13 protein-coding genes are annotated in these 20,864 nt (G+C 55.4%); 6 read left to right on the top strand and 7 right to left on the bottom strand.

Annotated elements, in window-relative coordinates:
* The first annotated feature begins 356 nt into the window (after positions 1-356).
* The 4 genes from IPP95_11460 to IPP95_11445 are packed head-to-tail and all read left to right on the top strand — an operon-like array spanning position 357 to position 8,045.
* Positions 357-3,929 carry a hypothetical protein gene (locus tag IPP95_11460; GenBank protein ID QQS71797.1) on the top strand — a complete coding sequence of 1,191 codons (3,573 nt, stop codon included), beginning with the start codon at positions 357-359 and terminating at the stop codon, positions 3,927-3,929.
* Positions 3,905-5,647, top strand: a complete 1,743-nt coding sequence (locus tag IPP95_11455) for a hypothetical protein (protein ID QQS71796.1) — start codon at positions 3,905-3,907, stop codon at positions 5,645-5,647. The genes IPP95_11460 and IPP95_11455 overlap by 25 nt, the downstream gene beginning before the upstream one ends.
* Positions 5,648-5,653: 6 nt before the next feature.
* Positions 5,654-7,264, top strand: coding sequence for a hypothetical protein (locus tag IPP95_11450; GenBank protein QQS71795.1), 1,611 nt, complete (start codon positions 5,654-5,656; stop codon positions 7,262-7,264).
* A 1-nt stretch (position 7,265) separates the two neighbouring features.
* The gene (locus IPP95_11445; GenBank protein ID QQS71794.1) at positions 7,266-8,045 is read left to right on the top strand and encodes a hypothetical protein; all 780 of its coding nucleotides are present in this window, start codon (positions 7,266-7,268) and stop codon (positions 8,043-8,045) included.
* Positions 8,046-8,048: 3 nt separating this feature from the next.
* On the opposite strand, the gene ccsA is transcribed toward IPP95_11445, so the two are convergent.
* The 7 genes from ccsA to IPP95_11410 all read right to left on the bottom strand — a co-directional run bounded on the left by ccsA (position 8,049) and on the right by IPP95_11410 (position 19,442).
* Positions 8,049-11,186, bottom strand: coding sequence for a cytochrome c biogenesis protein CcsA (ccsA, locus tag IPP95_11440; protein ID QQS71793.1), 3,138 nt, complete (start codon positions 11,184-11,186; stop codon positions 8,049-8,051).
* Between the two features lie 455 nt (positions 11,187-11,641).
* Positions 11,642-11,965 (bottom strand): DUF2752 domain-containing protein, encoded by a 324-nt coding sequence (locus IPP95_11435; GenBank protein QQS71792.1) that lies wholly within the window; start codon positions 11,963-11,965, stop codon positions 11,642-11,644.
* Complete coding sequence (locus IPP95_11430) at positions 11,934-12,317, bottom strand: TM2 domain-containing protein (protein QQS71791.1); 384 nt, start codon at positions 12,315-12,317, stop codon at positions 11,934-11,936. The genes IPP95_11435 and IPP95_11430 overlap by 32 nt, the downstream gene beginning before the upstream one ends.
* A 203-nt stretch (positions 12,318-12,520) precedes the next feature.
* Complete coding sequence (locus IPP95_11425; GenBank protein QQS71790.1) at positions 12,521-16,078, bottom strand: efflux RND transporter permease subunit; 3,558 nt, start codon at positions 16,076-16,078, stop codon at positions 12,521-12,523.
* A 117-nt stretch (positions 16,079-16,195) separates the two neighbouring features.
* Positions 16,196-17,368, bottom strand: coding sequence for an efflux RND transporter periplasmic adaptor subunit (locus tag IPP95_11420; protein ID QQS71789.1), 1,173 nt, complete (start codon positions 17,366-17,368; stop codon positions 16,196-16,198).
* Between the two features lie 89 nt (positions 17,369-17,457).
* Entirely contained in the window at positions 17,458-18,777 is a 1,320-nt protein-coding gene (locus IPP95_11415; GenBank protein QQS71788.1) for a TolC family protein, read from the bottom strand.
* Positions 18,774-19,442, bottom strand: a complete 669-nt coding sequence (locus IPP95_11410) for a TetR/AcrR family transcriptional regulator (GenBank protein QQS71787.1) — start codon at positions 19,440-19,442, stop codon at positions 18,774-18,776. Before IPP95_11410 ends, IPP95_11415 begins: the two co-directional genes overlap by 4 nt.
* Before the next feature lie 197 nt (positions 19,443-19,639).
* Here IPP95_11410 and IPP95_11405 point away from each other — a divergent pair, with 197 nt between their 5' ends.
* Both IPP95_11405 and IPP95_11400 read left to right on the top strand, forming a co-directional pair.
* Positions 19,640-19,777, top strand: a complete 138-nt coding sequence (locus tag IPP95_11405) for a hypothetical protein (protein QQS74302.1) — start codon at positions 19,640-19,642, stop codon at positions 19,775-19,777.
* A gap of 121 nt (positions 19,778-19,898) precedes the next feature.
* Positions 19,899-20,711, top strand: coding sequence for an AraC family transcriptional regulator (locus IPP95_11400; GenBank protein ID QQS71786.1), 813 nt, complete (start codon positions 19,899-19,901; stop codon positions 20,709-20,711).
* Positions 20,712-20,864 lie beyond the last annotated feature (153 nt).

The following is a 20,864-nucleotide window of genomic DNA, read 5'->3' as shown; positions in this document are numbered from 1 at the left end:
AATTCGATCGCGTGGGGAATGATTGCATCAGTTGCCACCGGGCCGACTTTCAGAATACCCAGAGCCCGAACCACGTCGTTGTCGGTTTCTCTACGGACTGTATCGAATGCCATGATCCGATCGGCACAGGTTGGAACACGAACACGGTGGATCACAGTTTCTTCCCACTTACAATGGGACACGCTATTACGGATTGTAACCAGTGCCACACGACGGGCATGTTCTCGGATGCATCACCGGAATGTGTGTCGTGCCATTTGAATGACTTCAATGGCACGACGAATCCGAATCACGTTGTGAGCGGATTTTCTACGGATTGCGCTACATGCCATACGACAAATGTCGGATGGACACCGGTGGCATTTGATCACAACATCTATCCGCTGATAGGCGCGCACGCTACAACAAGTTGCGATGCATGCCACAACGGCAACTACACGAACACCCCGAACACGTGCGATGGTTGTCACCTACCGGACTACAACGGATCAACCAATCCGAACCACACGGCCGCAGGCTTCGCAACGGACTGCGCGACCTGCCACAATGAAACGGCCTGGTCACCGAGCAGCTACGACCATGCGATCTATCCGTTGACGAACTCACATGCGACGGTCAGTTGCGATCAATGCCACAACGGCAACTACAACAACACGCCGAACACCTGCGATGGTTGCCACATGACCGATTACAACGGAGCCGCGAACCCGAACCACGTCACGGCCGGCTTCCCCACGGACTGCGCGCAATGCCATGACCCAACGAACTGGAACAACGCGACCTTCGACCACAGTGGCTTCCCATTGCTCGGCGCGCACGCGACCACAAGTTGCGATGCATGCCACAATGGCAATTACACGAACACACCGAACACGTGCCATGGCTGTCACTTGCCGGATTACAACGGGTCAACGAACCCGAACCACACAGCTGCTGGCTTCGCAACGGACTGCGCGACCTGCCACAATGAAACGGCCTGGTCACCGAGCAGCTACGACCATGCGATCTATCCATTGACGAACTCACATGCGACGGTCAGTTGCGATCAATGCCACAACGGCAACTACAACAACACGCCGAACACCTGTGATGGTTGCCACATGACCGATTACAACGGAGCCGCGAACCCGAACCACGTCACAGCTGGCTTCCCGACGGACTGTGCGCAATGCCACGACCCGACGTTGTGGACCAACGCGACCTTCGATCACAACATCTATCCGCTGCTTGGTGTACACGCGACAACAAGTTGCGACGCTTGCCACAACGGTAACTATACCAACACACCGAACACGTGCGATGGCTGCCACTTGCCGGATTACAACGGCTCGACCAATCCGAACCACACTGCCGCGGGCTTCGCCACGGACTGCGCAACTTGCCACAACGAAACAGCCTGGTCACCGAGCAGTTACGACCATGCGATCTATCCGCTGACAAACTCGCACGCCTCAGTCAGTTGCGATCAATGCCACAACAGCAATTACAACAACACACCGAACACGTGTGATGGTTGCCACATGACGGAGTACAACGGAGCAACCAATCCGAACCACGTCACGGCTGGATTCCCGACGGATTGCGCGACTTGCCATGACCCAACGAACTGGAACAACGCAACCTTCGATCATAGTGGCTTCCCATTGCTCGGCGCACACGCGACAACAAGTTGCGATGCCTGCCACAACGGTAACTACACCAACACGCCGAACACCTGCGACGGCTGTCACTTGCCGGATTACAACGCTAGTACAAACCCGAACCACACGGCTGCGGGCTTCGCAACGGACTGCGCAACCTGCCACAATGAAACGGCCTGGTCACCGAGCTATCCGCTGACAAACTCGCACGCCTCAGTCAGTTGCGATCAATGCCACAACGGCAACTACAACAACACGCCGAATACCTGTGATGGTTGCCACATGACCGATTACAACGGAGCTGCCAACCCTAACCACGTCACAGCTGGCTTCCCGACGGACTGTGCGCAATGCCACGACCCGACGTTGTGGACCAACGCGACCTTCGATCACAACATCTATCCGCTGCTTGGTGTACACGCGACAACAAGTTGCGACGCTTGCCACAACGGTAACTATACCAACACACCGAATACCTGCGACGGTTGCCACTTGCCGGATTACAACGGCTCGACCAATCCGAACCACACTGCCGCGGGCTTCGCGACGGACTGCGCAACTTGCCACAACGAAACGGCTTGGTCACCGAGCAGCTATGACCACGCGATCTATCCATTGACCAACTCGCACGCTACTGTGAGTTGTGATCAATGCCACAACGGCAACTACAACAACACACCGAATACCTGTGATGGTTGCCACATGACCGATTACAACGGAGCCGCGAACCCGAACCACGTCACGGCTGGATTCCCGACGGATTGCGCGACTTGCCATGACCCAACGAACTGGAACAACGCAACCTTCGATCATAGTGGCTTCCCATTGCTCGGCGCACACGCGACAACAAGTTGCGATGCCTGCCACAACGGTAACTACACCAACACGCCGAACACCTGCGACGGCTGTCACTTGCCGGATTACAACGCTAGTACAAACCCGAACCACACGGCTGCGGGCTTCGCAACGGACTGCGCAACCTGCCACAATGAAACGGCCTGGTCACCGAGCAGTTACGACCATGCGATCTATCCGCTGACAAACTCGCACGCCTCAGTCAGTTGCGATCAATGCCACAACGGCAACTACAACAACACGCCGAATACCTGTGATGGTTGCCACATGACCGATTACAACGGAGCTGCCAACCCTAACCACGTCACAGCTGGCTTCCCCACGGATTGCGCGCAATGCCATGATCCAACGCTTTGGAACAACGCGACATTCGATCACAGCAATTATCCGTTGCTTGGTGTACACGCTACAACAAGTTGCGATGCATGCCACAACGGTAACTACACCAACACGCCGAACACCTGTGACGGCTGCCACTTGCCGGATTACAACGGGTCAACGAACCCGAACCACACAGCTGCTGGCTTCGCAACGGACTGCGCGACCTGCCACAATGAAACGGCCTGGTCACCGAGCAGCTACGACCATGCGATCTATCCGTTGACGAACTCACATGCGACGGTCAGTTGCGATCAATGCCACAACGGCAACTACAACAACACGCCGAACACCTGCGATGGTTGCCACATGACGGAGTACACGGGTGCTACGAACCCGAATCACGTTTCTGCTGGCTTCCCGACGGACTGCGCTTTATGTCACGATCCGACCCTTTGGACTAACTCAAGTTTTGATCATAACGCGACAAATTTCCCATTGACCGGCTCGCATTTGGGACCGAGCTGCGTGACATGTCATAGCAATGGATACCAAGGAACTCCAACGAATTGCGATGCCTGCCACATCACGGAATACAATGGAACGACTAACCCGAACCACGTAACAGCTGGATTTCCAACGGATTGCATCGTTTGCCACGATGTAACCAATTGGGTCCCAGCTACGTATGACCACAATGCAACCAACTTCCCGCTCGTTGGGGCACACGTCGGCGTGAGCTGTGTTTCCTGCCATGCGAATGGGTACACCGGCACGCCGACCAATTGTAATGCATGCCACATGCCGGACTACAACAGCGCCAATAATCCGAACCATGCAGCGGACCTCTTTCCGACTGATTGTACGTTGTGCCACAACGAAAATGCTTGGTCACCATCGAGCTTCAACCACGATGCTGACTACTTCCGGATCTATAGTGGGAATCATAGTTCAGTATGGAACACGTGCGCGACCTGTCACAACGTGCCTGGGGACTTCAGTATCTTTACCTGTATAGATTGCCACAACAACCAAAACCAGGTCAACAGCAACCATAGCGGTGTAAATGGCTATTCGTACAATAGCGTGGCATGTTATTCCTGTCATGGAAATTGATGGTTGAAGCAATGGGACTGCCAAGCACATATAAAGCACATGGCTTCGGTTCGGCGATGCGTCTATTCGCTTCGCTGTTCTTGGTATTGGGAGCTGTTGTTGTCTTCGCCCAGTCCCCGCATGGTGAGCGCATGAAACTCGACTGCGCCGCCTGTCATGATCCCCAAGGATGGACAACGATGCGGACCGATATGACCTTTGATCACGGAATAACGAATTTTCCTTTGGAAGGATCACACACTTCGATCAATTGCAAGCAGTGCCACACCTCCATCGATTTTGATAAAGCACCTTCCAGCGATTGTATCTCCTGTCATACCGATGTCCACAACCAAAGCGTTGGGAACGATTGCATACGCTGCCATACGCCTCAGAACTGGTTGGTGAATACCATTCCCGAGATCCACGAGCAGAATGGATTCCCCTTGGTGGGTTCGCACATCGCATTGAGTTGTGTGGATTGCCATAGCGCAGGGAATCCTCTCGTTTTCGCACGGTTGGGTAATGATTGCATCAACTGCCATATGACTGATTTCCAAGCTGCAAAGGCACCGGATCATGTAGCGGCTGGTTATTCAATGGATTGCACCGAATGCCACGATCCGTTCGGAACAGGCTGGAGCACTAATTCAGTGAACCACGACTTCTTCCCACTGGTCATGGGACACGCGATCAATGATTGTGCGCAATGTCATACCACACCAAACTTCTCGGATGCTTCGCCGGAATGTGTTTCCTGTCACCAGCAGGATTTCAATAACACGGTGTCCCCATCGCACACGGCATCTGGCTTTTCGACGGACTGTGCATCATGTCATAGCATAGCGGGTTGGGTACCTGCCACCTTCGATCACAACAACACAGCTTTCCCGCTTCACGGAACGCATATCACTACAGCTTGTATCGAGTGCCATGCGAATGGTTTCGCTGGAACACCCACGACGTGTAATGCATGCCATATGGATGATTACAACAGCACGACGGCTCCGAACCACGCCGCCTCTGGCTTCCCAACTGACTGCGCGCAATGCCACGACGAAACGAATTGGGGCACGGCGAGTTTCGATCATAATAACACGGCTTTCCCATTGCACGGAACGCACATCACTACAGCTTGTATTGAATGCCACGCTAATGGATATGCAGGCACACCAACTGCGTGCAATGCGTGCCATATGGATGACTACAACAGCACGACCGCTCCGAACCACGCGGCCTCTGGCTTCCCAACTGACTGTGCGCAATGCCACGACGAAACGAATTGGGGTACGGCAACCTTCGATCATAACAACACCGCATTCCCATTGCATGGTGCGCATACAACAACGGCTTGCATCGAATGCCATGCGAACGGATATGCAGGTACTCCTACGGCGTGTAGTGCCTGCCATTTGGACGACTACAACAGCACCAACAACCCGAACCATGCTTCGGCACAGTTCCCGATGGATTGCACGCAGTGCCACAATGAAACAGCCTGGCAACCTTCAACTTTCGATCACGATAATCAGTACTTCCCGATCTACAGCGGAAGGCACGATGGGGAATGGAACACCTGCGCCGATTGCCACAACAACCCGAACGATTACAGCCAATTCACATGCATCAACTGTCATGAACACAATAATCAGAATGATGTGAATGATCATCATAACGGGGTCAATGGATATTCGTACAACAGCGCGGCGTGTTTCAGCTGCCATCCGGATGGGAATTGATAGGCGATGAAATTGAGAGATCTTACCATACTGTTCTTTTCTCTGCTCTGCTCGATCGGTTCAGCACAAGAGTTATTGCGCGGTGAAGTGACTTTTGTAACTGCGAACAATGTGTATGTACACTTCGAGAACACGAACAACATTGCAATAGGCGATACGCTCGATCTTGTGAAAGGCGCTGAGAGCCTGCCGTGCATGGTGGTCACAAGCAAGTCGTCGATCTCATGCGTATGCAAGATCATCAATGGCTGTAAGATCGACAAAGCCGACGTGGTCCATTTCATCTCCGTGGTCGTTGTTCCCGCCATAGCCGCGGAACAGCCACCTGCCCAGCTACAGCGTGATGACTCCATCACAACAGAAAAGAACGAACGGAACAAGGAGCGGATCAGAGGTAGGATATCGGGAGCGACCTACAGTACCGTCAATTCGAACCGTGGTGATGACCACCGCATGATGTATCGCTTCTCGATCAACGCGGACCATATCGGAAATTCGAAATTCAGCGCTGAGAGCTACATCAATTATCGAAAGCTCTTTCCGTCGAATGATCGTTCATTCAACTACCGAACAAGCTACTTCAACGTGTACAATTTGGCAGTACGGTACGAACCCGATTCCAACACGACGATCACATTGGGAAGGAAGATCAACAACAACGCATCTTCACTCGGCGCTATCGATGGACTGCAAGCCGAGAAGTACTTCGGTAAGTTATATGCTGGTGCTATCGCTGGTTTCCGTCCGGATATCGCTACGTTCGGATTCAATGCGAACCTGTTCCAATACGGTGGCTATCTCGGTCTGCAATTGAACTCGGATAGGATCCGTTCGCGAACAACCGCTGGACTGATGCAGCAGACGAACAAAGGGGCGACCGACCGGCGGTACACCTATTTCCAGCATACCACCACGATCAATAACAACTTCAACATCTTCTCTTCCGCAGAGCTTGATCTTTTCAATCAAGTGAATGGTAATTCCGGTGGGGCACGACTCACGAACTTGTTCGTTTCATCGCGTTACCGCTTCAGTAAGAAGGTGGATCTGTTCGCCTCCTACGATTCGCGCAAACGCATCGTTTACTACGAGACCTATCGTACCGACGTGGAGAACATGTTGGAGGATGATCAGGCACGGCAGGGGTTGAGAGCGCGATTGAACATCAAACCGATCAAGAATGTGATCGTAGGGATCTCGGTCGGAAAGCGATTCCAAAGTGACGGTCAGAACAGTTCCAATAATTACAATGGATCCCTAACGTTCAACAAAATGCCGGTCATTGGAGGTAGGTGGAACTTCCAATTCAATCGAAATCTATCTTCCTATTTGAGGAGTGATATTGCTTCCGTACGCTACTCAAAGTCCTTGCTGAACAATAGGCTTACGTTGAACCCTTATTATCGGATACTGATGTACCGTTACGCCAGCAGGGGCGGTGCGGATGGTGTGCCTCTTACCACCAAGCAACATTACTATGGTGTTGATATGGCGTATAATCTGAGCCGTACACTTGTTGCGAGTTTGCTCGGAGAAATGTCCACACTGAAGGACGAGAAGAATTACAGAGTGAATTTCAGCATCATCAAACGATTCGACAGCAAGAACAAAAAGTAACATGAACAAGAACACTTTGCCACTAACGCTTTCCTTGCTCTTGTTCGGTGCGTGTGATAGTGGCCCGAAGACAATTCCGACGGACGGACCGGATCAACACGAAAGTGGTAGCACGGGGGTGTTCTCCAACGATGGCAAAGCCCCAACACAAGCTGTACCGGGTTCTTCATCGGGCATCGAGCAAGACCTGCATACGGTGGTTGCGCTAGAGGTCCTTCCAACAGAGCGCTATGTTTATGTGCGTGTGAAAGAAGGTGCCGATGAATTCTGGATCGCTTCGGACAAGACGGAAGTGATCGTTGGTCGTCCGTATTTCTATCGTGGTGGTTTGCTAAAGACGAACTTCCATAGCAATGAATACAACCGGGATTTCGACGAGCTTGTTCTGGTCTCCAAAGTAGTGCCTGCCGATCACGGGGAAAGCGGTATGGCGGATGCATCACCAACAACGGTGAACTCACAAGAGGTAAAACCTACAGTAAAAGTGGATGTGGCCGGTTCCGTGAAGATCGCCGACCTCATCGCATCACCGAAGAAGTATGAAGGCAAGGTCATCCAGGTCAGTGGAACGTGCACGAAGGTCAATCCGAACATCATGGGCCGCAATTGGGTACACTTGAAGGATGGTTCCAAAGGTGATCCGGAGGTGGTGGCAACTACCGATGTTGTGGTTCCCCTCGGCGAGAAAGCAACGATTGTTGGCACCGTTGTGCTGGACAAGGATTTCGGTGCTGGGTACCGGTACGCGATCCTGTTGGAGAACGCGACGACCGTACATTGATCACTATGTGATCAACTTGAATTTCCTTTTCCGGAAGAAGGCCAATAGGCTGATCAGCACCAACACGGTTACCCCAACATACACCCAATCGGGGACCGGCACGGGATCTCCAGCAGCATAAGAGTGCAGACCGGAGAGGTAGTAGTTCACCCCGTAATAGGTCATGATCACCGAGGCCAGGCCGAAGAGCGACGAAACGTTGTAAGCATAGAGCCCTTGCATCTTAGGGATCAAGCGCATGTGCAGGATGAACGCGTACACAAGAATCGTTACCAAGGCCCAGGTCTCTTTTGCATCCCAACCCCAATAGCGTCCCCACGATTCGTTCGCCCAGACGCCACCGAGGTAGGTGCCGATACTGATCATGGTGAGCCCGCCGATCAACGTCATCTCGCTCAAGTAGCTCATCTCCTTAACCAATCGATGAACGCGTTTTTCGTTCTTCTGCGTTAGGAAAATCATCAGGATCAGGTTGATCAGACCGATAACCGCGCCCAATGCTAGGAAGCCGTAACTGCCCGCTTCCATGGATACGTGAATGGTCAACCAGTAGGATTGTAGAACGGGTACAAGTGGTGTGATCTCCGGATCTAAATAACTCAACATCGCCACAAGCAAAAGAGTAGCAGAGAGGATCATGGTCGCGGCCGATGCTCCCAATGACTTTCGGCTGAACAGAATTCCCGCAAGTACAGTGGTCCAAGCGATGTAGATCATGGATTCGTACCCATTGCTCCATGGTGCACGACCGGAAACATACCATCGAAGGCCAAGGCCGATGGTGTGCAATGCAAAGCCAGCGATCAATAGGACCAACATGATACGCTGCACTTTCGCAAGATCCACACGCGGCTTGAACACGGAGAAGAACAACAGGAATAAGAACGTAAGTCCAAGCAGTGCATAAAACAGCGCCAATCGATCGAACACACTTAACCCGTTCAAAATGATCTCCGCCTTGATCTTGGCAGGGCTCGGGATCACAGCCGCTCCTTTCTCCTTTTGATAAGCATCAAGTTCATTCAGTAGCTTGTCCGGAAGGCTGTAGTTGCCATTGTGCATGGCCTCCTGCAAAGCCGGGACATAAGTGGCGAAGAACCGTTCCGCTACTAAATCATGCACATGGGCATGTTCCGGACCTTCGAGATCAGTGCCCACCCAGGTGTTGTTGGCATCTCCAGCGATCGGAATGATCTTCAACAAAGCGCCGCCCAGCGCCATGTGTACGATGTTCACTCGTTCATCCACTTTGATCAGGTCCTTCTCGTACACGCCACGGTCAATGGGCTGCAACGCACTGATCCGGCGCATTTCATCCCGCAACTTGTAACTGCCGTCGGGTGCGAAGAAATCCTCGTACGCCGCCTTTGGACCTTCAACACCGACCAGCTCATGCACGCTATGATGCTCTCCCAATTTGATCAACGGTACATCGAGCCATTCGGCACTATTCGCTAACATGCCAAGGATCACTTGGTCCGCACTAAGGCCATTGATGCTTTCCCGGCGGAAAACCTTTCGCATCACTTCGCGCGAAAGGGTGTGTATCGGTTTCATCCGACCACGATTGTCCTGCACTACCAGTTTGCTGAATCGTTCGGCATGATCCGCACTTACAACATGGGATCCATTGATCTCTTCGATCACCTTCTGCGCATAAACGGTGACGGGTAATGTCGAAGTGGCGATGAGCAGGATGGCGGCAATTGAACTACTTCGCAGATCGCGAATACTATTGGCCAACTTTTGGAAACGGCTCTTCTTGCTGAACATGGAAAGCAACAGGCCCACCGTGAGCAATATGTAGCCGATGTACGTGATCCAAGTTCCCCAGAAGTCGTGGTTCACACTCAAGTAAGTACCCAATTCATCCTGATCAAAAGAGGATTGGAAAAAGCGATAACCATCGTGGTCCAAAACATTGTTCATGAAGATCCGATGGTTTTCCTTGATCCCGCCGCGCTCGTCGATCAATTGCACTTCACTCGCATACGAGGTCGCACTATTGGTACCGGGATAACGCTCCATGATGAAGTCGTACAGCTTAACGGAGAAGGGCAATACCACTTCCTTCGATCCGTACGAAATGGCGAGATCCAGCTTTTCATTGTGTACCACTGCTGGCCGCCCTGGTTGCCCTTTTTGACCGTACACAAGTACTTCATGCAGATCACCGTTGATCGTTGCTTCAACCCTTAATGCGGTCAAACTTTCGTTCTTCACTTTCGGGCCATCGGAGATCAATTGCACCACACCTTGCTTATTGAAATCGCCGAAAACGAAACTTCCGGAACCGACCATGTACAATGACCGAAGCATCAATGGATGATAAGCCGCTTGCGGTAATAGCGTGTCCACTTTTTGCGTGGCCATTACGCGCTGTACCATGGGCTGATCCGCCTTGATCAATAGCACATTATCGCGGTAAGCGATATTCACGGCATCCGGTAATGCGCCATCCGCGAAATTGAACAAGGTCCCTCTGATCCTGCGCGTCTCACCAGCGCTCAGGAAATATTCCTCGCGCCCATTCGCACCACCGATCACGATCTTGATGGTCGGCTTGCCCGCAATACCATCTTCCAATATCTCTTTCGGGTTCGGAATGAATTCCTTCACCACGACCTCGACCAGGTCATTCCCGATCAAATAAGACTCGCTCCAATTGTTGTTCCCCTTTGTAGAGAACAGGACCGGTTCGTCAAATGAATATTCCTTTTCTCCTTTGCGAACTTGGAATTGCAAATGTGTTTCTGCGGAAAGAAAGCTGTTGGAAGAATCATTCTCGCGGATGTGCATGACCCCTTCGTAACCCGTGTACCGCGTAACGCCCGCACCGATGAGAATCACGATCATGGCCAAGTGGAAGGTGAGCAGTGCCCACTTCTTTTGACGCACCATCTTGAAACGTATCATGTTCACCGCAATGGTGATACAGAAAAGCACGAGCAGCAGAGAGAACCACCAAGATCTGTATATCACATGCTGCGCCGAACTTGTTCCGAAATCGTTCTCGATGAATGTTCCTGCGCCGATAGACCCCGCGAAGATGAGCATATACAGGCCAGCTGCCCGTGTAGAGAAGAGCAGTTTCAAGGGTCGGGCCAAGACTTCGAACCTCCCTGTCTCTGTTGCTTTCATGGAATTGTCGGCACGCTTTGGAAAGGTGACTGGTTTGAGATGCGTTTGAGAGGCTCCAAGATCAAGATCGATATCGACCGGAGCGGGTCCTGAACGGATCGTTGGTCAAGATCACAACCGTAGATCAAAGTTGGGGCTGCTACATGTCGACCAAATGTAAGCATCCCCTTTTCAGGCGCAGTGGTTGTTAAAGGTAGTTCTGTGAATTGTGGTGATGTGGATGTCGTGTTTGAATATGGGGAGGTCCGTGCGTTGGTCTGTGAAGTGGGCAGGGAGTTGCCCACATTTCAAACGAACGCAAGGGGCGATAGGCGCAGCAATGACCTGTGCGGTGACGCAGGGGGATCACTTCGTCCACCCACATCCTGCGAAGCACCCGCTCGGCATTTTCCCGAGCGCCTGGATCCATAGGAAGAATTAAAGCACGAGCGGATACCGAACGTGCGATCAACAACTCAACAGCTGTAGATCCAGGCTTTTGCCGCTATCCACAGTTCATTACCCCAAAGCAAGAGCAGCAAGGGAGCAACGATGATGATGCCCTTGTTATAGGCGAAGGATGCCCCCAAGGCACCATGGCACAACGCTACGAGGGAACGGGTCATGCCGCAGCCCGGACAACTGTGCCCCGTGAGGTTGTGGTACAGGCAAAGTGTCGGCCCCTGTTCAACCGCGCTGAGCGGCACCAACGCAAGCGCGATGGGGATCGCGATCAACGCAATGGCCTTGATCGCGGTCGTAGTGTGATCAGCTCTTAACGAGGAGATTCCCCTCCGCATCCTGGAACTTGCCCGTTGCGATCATGATGATGTCCACGAGTGTCCAAATGCCGCAACCGCCCAGCGTAAGGAGCTGCACAACACCGATCATGGTATGGCCCGTGTAGAACCGATGGACGCCAAGACCTCCCAGAAAAATAGCCAGCAACAGCGTGGTCATCCAATCCTTCCCTTCGCCATTGATACTTTTCTTTCCCAATCCCACCCCGCATTTCATGCAGATCTCAGCATTTGCAGAGGTTTCCCCCTTGCAATTCGAACAATACTTGTTGCCGGCCTTTGGTGGTGTCCCACAGGCAACGCACATCACGGCTTGGTCGCTGACTTCATTTCCACAGTTCCGACAGTACATGTTCGTTGGGTTTTGTTGGTGAAGGTTTACTCGCGGCTTTCCACCGTTCAGGCAGAATTTCCGATGCCAATATATGCCGCAAGTTCTCTTACGGAGCAGTTTCGCGAAGTATGCGCCCGGCTTTTCGCCGAGTGCGTGCATGCGGAACAAATAGGAAAGGCGCAGCCTCCGCCGCGCCTTTCCTATTCGTTCCGTTCAAGAGATCAACCGACTTCGGAATGCCTATGCACTTCCCGCAGGTCGTGCTTCCACTGCCTGCCGTGCTTGATCTTTTGGATGATCAGCAGCATCACCGGCACCATGATCAGGGTGAGGAAGGTGGCGAAGAGCAGGCCGTAGATCACCGCCCAACTGAGGGGGCCCCAGAAGATCACGTTGTCGCCGCCCATGTGGATGTGCGGGTCCAGCTCCGTGAAGAGGGTGAGGAAGTTGAAGTTGAGCCCGATGGCCAGCGGCAACAGGCCGAGCACTGCGGTGAAAGCCGTGAGCAGCACCGGTCGTAAACGCGTCTTCCCTGCGGTCACCAAGGCCTCGCGGCTTTCGGCGATGGGGATGATGCGGTCCTCCGGCAGGCCCAGCTTGCGCGCGCTGCGCTCAAAGAGCAGGCGCGCAAAATCCATGAGCACGATGGCGTTGTTCACCACCACGCCGATCAGCGAGATGATGCCCAGCATCGTCATCAGCACGATGAAGTCCATGCGGAACACCACCAGCCCGAGGAAGACGCCAATGGTGCTGAAGAGCACGGTGCTCATCACCACCATGGGATAGCTGATGCTGTTGAACTGCGCGACGATGATGAGGAACACCACGAAGATGGCCACGAGAAATGCCATCATCAGAAAGCCCATGTCCTTGGCCTGATCCTCCTGCTCGCCGGTGAATTTCAGCGTGTAGTCCTTGCCGACGGTAAAGCCGCTGGCGAGCTGGTCCTTGATCTGCTGCACCACTTCGTTCCCGTTGTAGCCGCTGATGATGTTGGAGCTCACGGTCACCACGCGGTCCAGGTCCTTGCGCTTGATCGCGCTGAAGGTGCTGGTGCGCTCGGCGTGCGCCACGGCGCTGATCGGTATCTGCCGGATCTGCCCGTTGAGCATGTCGCGGAAGGTCACCTTCATGTCCAGCAACTGCTGCGGATCATAGCGGTACTTGTCGTTCAGGCGGATGTTGATCTCGTGGTCGTCATCGTCGCCCTCCACGCGGTAGTTGCTCACCTCCTTGCCGAAGAGCGCCGTGCGCACCGCATCGGCGATGGCGTAGGTGCTCACATTGAGGCGGCGGGCCTTCTCGCGGTCGATGATGATGGGCATCTCCGGCTTGGCACGGTCTATGTCCAGGCGCAGGGCCTCGATGCCGGGCACATTGCGCAACTCGATGAAGCGCTGCACACGCTCGGCCTCCGCCAGCAGCCCTTCGATCTCCTTCCCCTTGATCTCGATGTTGATGGGCTTGCCCACCGGCGGCCCCGCGGCGTTCTTGGCCACGGAGACCACCACGCCGGGCGGGGCCTTCACGTGTTCCTGCAGGTCTTTCAGCACATCGCTGGTCTTCTTGCCGTGGCGGTCGGCGAACTTCACGAAGCTCACGGCGATACGGCCCTTGTACGGCGTGGCACCGACCTGCATGCCGCCGGCACCGGGATCGCTGGTGCCCTCGCCCACCTGCGAGATCACGGAGTTGACGAGGTAGTTCGTGCTGTCCGCAGTGATCGTGCCATCAGGCATTTTGGTCCCGGGCGGGACCTTGAATCCCGGCACGTCGATCACATCCATCACCTGCTTTTCCACGATCCGCGTGATGGAATCCGTTTTCAGGATGTCCGTGCCGATGGGCGCTTCGATGAACACGTTGACGAACTGCGGCTCATTCTCCGGGAAGAAGAGCGTTTTGGGTGGGAAGACGGCCAGCAGGGCGATCACCAGCACCAGCATGCCGAAGGTGCCGAAGAGGAAGGTCCGCGGGTGGTGGCGGTCCAACGCATAGCGCAGGAATTTCTCATAGCGGGCCTCCAAGCGGGGCAGCCAACTGTTCTGGAACCAGTCCGTGGCGGGCACGAACCACTTGGCGTTGACTATGCCCATCACGCCAAAGAAGAGGGTGAGCAGTCCGATGCCGAAGACGGTGTCGCTTTTGAAGGACAGGCCAAGAACGAGGATCAGCGTGCCCACGGCGGCAAGGATGCCTGCCAGTTTCCACACGCGCTTCATCGGCATGTTGTCCTCTTCCACCTTCATGAACTTCGAGGCCAGCGCGGGGTTCACCACCAAGGCCACGAAGAGCGAGGAGCCGAGGGCGATCATGAAGGTGATGGGCAGGTACTTCATGAAGGAGCCCATCATGCCGGGCCAGAAGAGCAGCGGCACGAACACCATCACCGTGGCCGTGGTCGCGGCGATGATCGGCATGGTCACCTCGCCCACGGCTAATTTCGTGGCCCGCAACGGCGGCTCGCCGTTGGTCATGTGGCGGTAGATGTTCTCCACGATCACGATGCCATCGTCCACCAGACGGCCCAGCGCGAGGATCAGCGCGAAGAGCACCATGATGTTCAGCGTGACGCCGAACGCGTTGAGCAGCGTGAAGGAGATGAACATGCTCATCGGGATCGCAAGCCCCACGAACATGGCGTTGCGCAGGCCGAGGAAGAGCATAAGGGTGCCGATCACCAGCAGCACGCCGAGGATGATGTGGTTCATCAGCTCATCCACGCTGGTGCGCGTGTTGTCGCTCTGGTCGCCGGTAACGGAGATGCGGAGATCGGTGGGCAGCACCCGGCCGCGGTCCTCCTTCAGGATCTGCTGGATGCCGTCGCTGGCCGTGAGGAGATTCTGGCCCGCGCGCTTGATCACGTCGAGCATCACCACGGACTTGCCGTACTCACGGGCGAAGCTGTCCGGTTCCTTGTAGGCATAGTCCACCGTGGCGATGTCGCCGAGGCGCACTTCCTTCTGATCGATGTTCTTCACCACGATGTCGCGGATCTGCGCCATGTCGGTGAATTCGCCGATCACGCGCACGGCGCGGCGTTGCCCATCGGTGAGCAGTTCGCCACCGCTCATGGTGAGGTTCTCCATTTGGATGGCCTGGGCAATGTCGTTGAAGTTGAGCTGCAACGCCTCCAGCTTATACAGATCGAGACTGATGCGCACCTCGCGCTCGGGTACGCCGCGGATGTTCACCTTGTTGATCTCCGGCAGGGATTCGATGCGGTCCTTCAGGTGTTGCGCATAGGAGTGGAGCTGCTCCATCGGGTAGTCGCCGCTGAGGTTGATGTTCATCACCGGCATCAGCTCGCTGAAGTTGAGCTCGATCACGTTCGGCTCCGAGGGCAGGTCCGTGGGGAAGTTCTTGTCGCCGCGCGCCTTGTCCACCGCGTCCTTCACCTTCCGCAGGGCCTGATCTGGCGAGATGTTGTAGTTGAACTTCACATCGATGGCGCTGAAGTTCGGCACCGTGGTGCTCTTGATCTCGTCCACCCCGCTGATGGTGTTGATCTCCTTTTCCAAGGGCTTGGTGATGAGCTTCTCGATGTCCACCACCGAACTGCTGTTGTAAGGCGTGGAGACGAATATCTCCGGCGTCACCACCTCGGGGAAGCTCTCCTTGGGCATCACCTGGTAGGAGTAGATCCCCATCAGGAAGATCAGCACCGTGAGCACGATCACCGTAGTGCGGTTCTGCACCGCCCATGTCGTGATCGCGAACTCCCGCTCCGGGCCGTGGAGGTCCTTTTCTACGTCTTCGTTGTGGTTCATTGACATTATCGTTTTTTCACCACAGAGGCACGGAGAAGAACTTGGGGAAGGTCACCATCCCGTTCTTCCTTGCATTTCGCATTCCTCTGTGTGCTCCGTGCCTCTGTGGTGAACTCTTCAACCTCAGTTCTCATCCACGCGCACGGTCTGCCCGTCGCTCACGTTCTTGGCGCCATCGATCACCACCATCGCGCCGTCCTTCAATTCACCGGCGGTCTTGGCGGCCACGTTCATGCGCCCTTGGTATTCGCTCACACGGTCCACGAAGATCTTTTGCGCCACCCTTTCGTTCGACCCCACATTGGCCCCTTGTGGCGCCGGACCGAGGACGAAGAGGTAGCTGTTGCCGCCCACATCGTCCAGCACGGCCGCGCTGGGCACTACCATGGCGCTGTCGGTGTGGGAATCCTGGATGCTGAGGTCGCCCAGCAGGTTGGGGCGCATGTAGGCCTCGCCCTTGGGGGCACGCAGGGTCACCAAGAAGGTGCGGTTGCTCGGGTCGATGTAGTCGCCCACGTGCGTCAAGGGCGCGCTGAAGCCTTCGTTGATGCTGGGGAAGACCACTTTCGTCGGCGCTCCTGCCCTCACTCTTTTCAAGTAAGCCTCGCTCACGTCCGCCTGCAGCTGGATGCCGGTGAGGTTCACCACCCGTGCCACGGGCATCTGGGGAGCGGCCATATCGCCCACACGGGCCATCACCTCGTCCACCATGCCGTCAAAAGGTGCGGTGACGTTGGAGAGGCGCTGCTGTTCCTTCAATGTGGCCAGCCCCGCTTCGGCCTGTTCCTTCTGTGTCTTCGCCTGCAAGAACTGCATCTCGCTGCCGATGTGCTGGCCCCACAGTTTCTGCTGCTTTTCAAAAGTGGTTCGCGCGAGGTCCGCGCCGGCCTGTGCCTGTGCGATCTGCTTCTCCACCATGTCGTTGTCCATCGTGGCGATCAAGTCCCCCTTGCGCACCTTGTCACCGGCCTTTACGCGGATGCTGGCCACGCGCCCTCCGGTCATCGAATAAAGCGTGGCGCTCTCGTCCGCCTTCACTACGCCATGCACATCGATGTAGTGCGTGAACGGGCCCTGCACCAGGGCCTTCGCGGAGACCAGAGGCAGGCTGCGGTTGGCCGTGCTGTCGTTCAGCGCCAGCCAGTCCTCCACCTTCTTGAGGTCCTTGCCCACCTTGTCGTACACGGTCTTCAGCGAGTCGCGCTCCGCGCGTTTCTCCGCCAGTTCACCGGTACCCTTCGCGCCGCAGGAGGCAAGCAGTGCCAGCATCGGGATCAAGTAGATCGATCTTTTCATCAGGGGTTATTCTTGGTCGACCCAATGGATCGACGGTACGGTTGCGTTGTTCCAGTCACCTATCACTATTCACCTATCACCTTCTCACATCAGTACGTATCCAACGCCTTCCGCATGTCCGTGCGCGCCTGGAGCAAGTCCACCATGCGCTGGATGTACGTCTGCTGCCCGGTGAGGTAGTTGGCATGCTCCTGGGTCAGTTCAAAGCTGCTTCCCACGCCCTCGTTGAACTTCACCGAGGCACGCTCGAAGATGCGCTGGGCCAGGTCCATGTTCGCCTTGGCGGTGCTGTAGTTGTCCTCTGCCGACTTCAGCACGGCCTGCTGCTGGAGATAGGTGGTGAGCAACCGCTGCTCGGTCCCCTTCCGGTTCACCTCGGCCTCCTTCATCCCGATCTTCGCCTGCTTCACCCGGCTGGAGCGCATGCCGCTGCTGAAGATGGGGATGTTGAGCGAGAGGCCCCAAAGGGAAGCCGGGTACCACGGTCCTGCGCCGGGTGTGAACTCCAGTCCGTTGAACTGCTGCTGGTAGTTGATGAAACTGTTGAGCTTTGGCAGGTATGCCGCCTTTTCATTGCGCATCTGAAGCTCGCTGAGACGCGCTTGGGAGTTGGCCTGTTCATCTTCGATGTGCTGGTCCACCGTGAAGGGCTGGTCGGCCAGCGCCTTCTCCGCAGGGTCGGCCATCAACGTGGCCAAGGGGTCGGTGAGCGTAAGCGGCGTACCGCTGGGAAGGCCCAGGACCAAGGCCAGGAAAGCCCTTGCCACGTTGGCCTGCAGCTGCAGGTTGCGCTGCTGGTTCCGGGTGTCGGCGAGCTGGATGGACAGCCGGTCCACATCGGTGCTTTCCATGAAGCCCTGCTGCAGCATTGCCTTGGCGTCGGTATCGCTTTTCTCCAGCAGCGGAAGTCCTTCGCCGAGCAGCCGCACACCTTCTTCCGCGGCCAGCACGGAGAGGTAGGCTTTTGCCGCCTGGGCACGGGCATCGTGCTGGGCCTTCTGCAGGTCCAGCTGGGCCTTCTCCTTTAGTTCGCGCGTGGCCTTAAGTCCAATGAGATAGCTGCCGTCGAACAAGAGCTGGTTGAGCTGCACCGCGCCGGTGACGGCCCAGGGGATACCGAACTGGACCTCGATCGTCTCGGGTTCGTTGCCGAAGAAGTTCGGGATCACCTGCGTGGGCACCTTCAGGTAGTTGTTGAGGCTGCCCGAGGCCGCGACCTGCGGCAGGCCCGTGGCCAGGATCTCCTTGATCCGGGAATCGGCCTTTTCCGCCTCCAAGGCACTGTACTGAACGGTGTAGCTCTGCTGCGCGGCCATGTCCATGGCCTGTTTCAGGCTTAGGCTCACCGGCCCTTGTGCGAACGCCGCCACCGAAAAAAGGAGCAATGCGGTTGTCAATGGTCGTCTCATAGGTGGTGCGATGGGTGCCCGGTGGCCGGCGTCATTTCCTTGGCGACTTTCTTCTCCAAATACTTCAACCCCTTGGCACTGGCGATGCCGCGGATGTGGTAGCGGAACAGTTCCCAGTGCAGGTCGTCCATGTTGAACTGCTCCGGCGGGAAGAGTTCCCCGTCGAACACCAGGTCGAAGCGCGCGATGTAGATCATGGCGATCATCGGAATGTCCAGATCGTCGCGGTACACGCCTTCCCGGATACCCCGCTGCATGTTCGCGGCCATGCACCCATAGATCTCCGAGCGCTTGTTCTCCAGCATCTCGTGGAAGGCCTCGGGATGATACTTCTCCAGGTCGAAGTGGATCGAGGGATGGATGCCGCGCAACTCGCCCGCCACACGGTTGGTGATGGCGAAGAGCTCGTCGATGGCGTTCAGTTCCTTGGCCAGCTCCTCGTCGATCGCTTCCTTGAACTGCGTCCTCACGTGCCGCAGCACTTTGGCCACCAGGTCGTTCTTGTCCTTCACATGCTGGTAGAGCGTCTTCTTGCTGATGCCGAGCCGCGCGGACATGTCGTCCATCGTCACGCTCTTGATGCCATAGGTCCAAAAGACCTTCACGGCCTCGTCCACCAAGCATTTGCCCCGGTCCTCCCGGATGTTTTCCTTGTCTGTTGCCATTTTCGAGGGCGCAAATGTAATGCTCTTGGATACAGTGGAAACAAAAAAATGCAAAAACGTTTCCTGTGGCCCCTTTCAGTTGCTCTTGGCTATTCCGCCTTGGCCCGGTCCGCGCCTCGTCGTTCCTTTGCCGCATCGGTCGGCAGCCCGGCATTCCCATTGTCTGATCGTCCGATCTTCTGATTTTCTGATCGACCATGCATTCCATCAAGTCCGTCCTCGACGACAGCGCACCTACCAACACCACCATCACCGTGGCCGGCTGGGTGCGCACCTTCCGCAACGACCGCTTCATCGCGCTCAATGACGGCAGCACCATTCCCGATCCATTGTAGCTGCTCGATCGGATGTGAGGCTCTTTCAGGACCGAATAATAAAACCAGGAACTATCGAGGGATGCTACCTAAGTTTGAGTGACAGCCCGCATGTGGTCATTGACACTTAAGCGCGTAAACGATGATCGAAGGCTTCCGCGAATTCTTCCCGCCCGTCCCGTTGGATCGCCACATCCATCGCTTGGCATACGGCTACTTCCCCCACCCACTTCCGCCTGAGCAACTCGCGCCTGACAGTTACATCAAGTGGGCGCTGATCCTGGACGGTGAACCACAGTACTTCGACCATAACGGCCCTATGGATTGGCACGATGGCTTCTGCGGACATGTACCGCCCGAACGTGGCATCATCTGCACTTCTGATGCTCCCGTGCGGTGCGTTATGTTGAATTTCTACCCCAGCGCGTTCCACCAGCTATTCGGCCGAAGTGTGGAGGACTTCAACGGACTAATGATCCCACCGCACGAGGTGATCGGCGATGCCATTGACGACATCTATGCACGATTACGAGCGAACCCGGAACCGCAGGTCATGTTCGATCTGCTGCTGGAATTCGTTCACGGGATACACGAGCGGAACAATACGAGCGAACCTACTCACGTGCAAATCCTGGAGGGTCGGATACGCGAAAGCAATGGCACGTTGCCCGTTAACGAAATGGCAAAGAGCATTGGTCTCAGCGAACGCCAACTACAACGCAAGTTCAAGGAAGAGATCGGCCTCAGCCCGAAGGAGTTCTGCTCCGTGGTACGATTCAACCATGTGTACAGTCACATGCAACGCACCCGCAAACTGGATCTGGACATCGCGCTGGAATGCGGTTACTTCGACGAGAGCCATATGATGAAGGATCTTTCCTACTACTTGGGGAAAGCACCCAAACGCTTCGCCAGCATGATCCGCCCAATGGTGGATCGGAACATTGGCCATTGATCGGCGCATGTCGGGTTTTTACTTGTTGGCCATCCGGGCCTGGCTTTGCTTCGCACTGGGCTGATCCGTACTACTCAAGTGGTATTGCCCAAAAGCGGATATAGTGCCCTCTTTGTAAGTGATGCCCACCCGGACCCGCCATATCTTTTTCGC

The sequence above is a fragment of the Flavobacteriales bacterium genome (assembly GCA_016700415.1).
GTDB lineage: Bacteria > Bacteroidota > Bacteroidia > Flavobacteriales_F > PHOS-HE28 > PHOS-HE28.
Note: the sequence above shows the minus strand (reverse complement) of the source record. Positions and strands in the feature narration are given on the sequence as shown.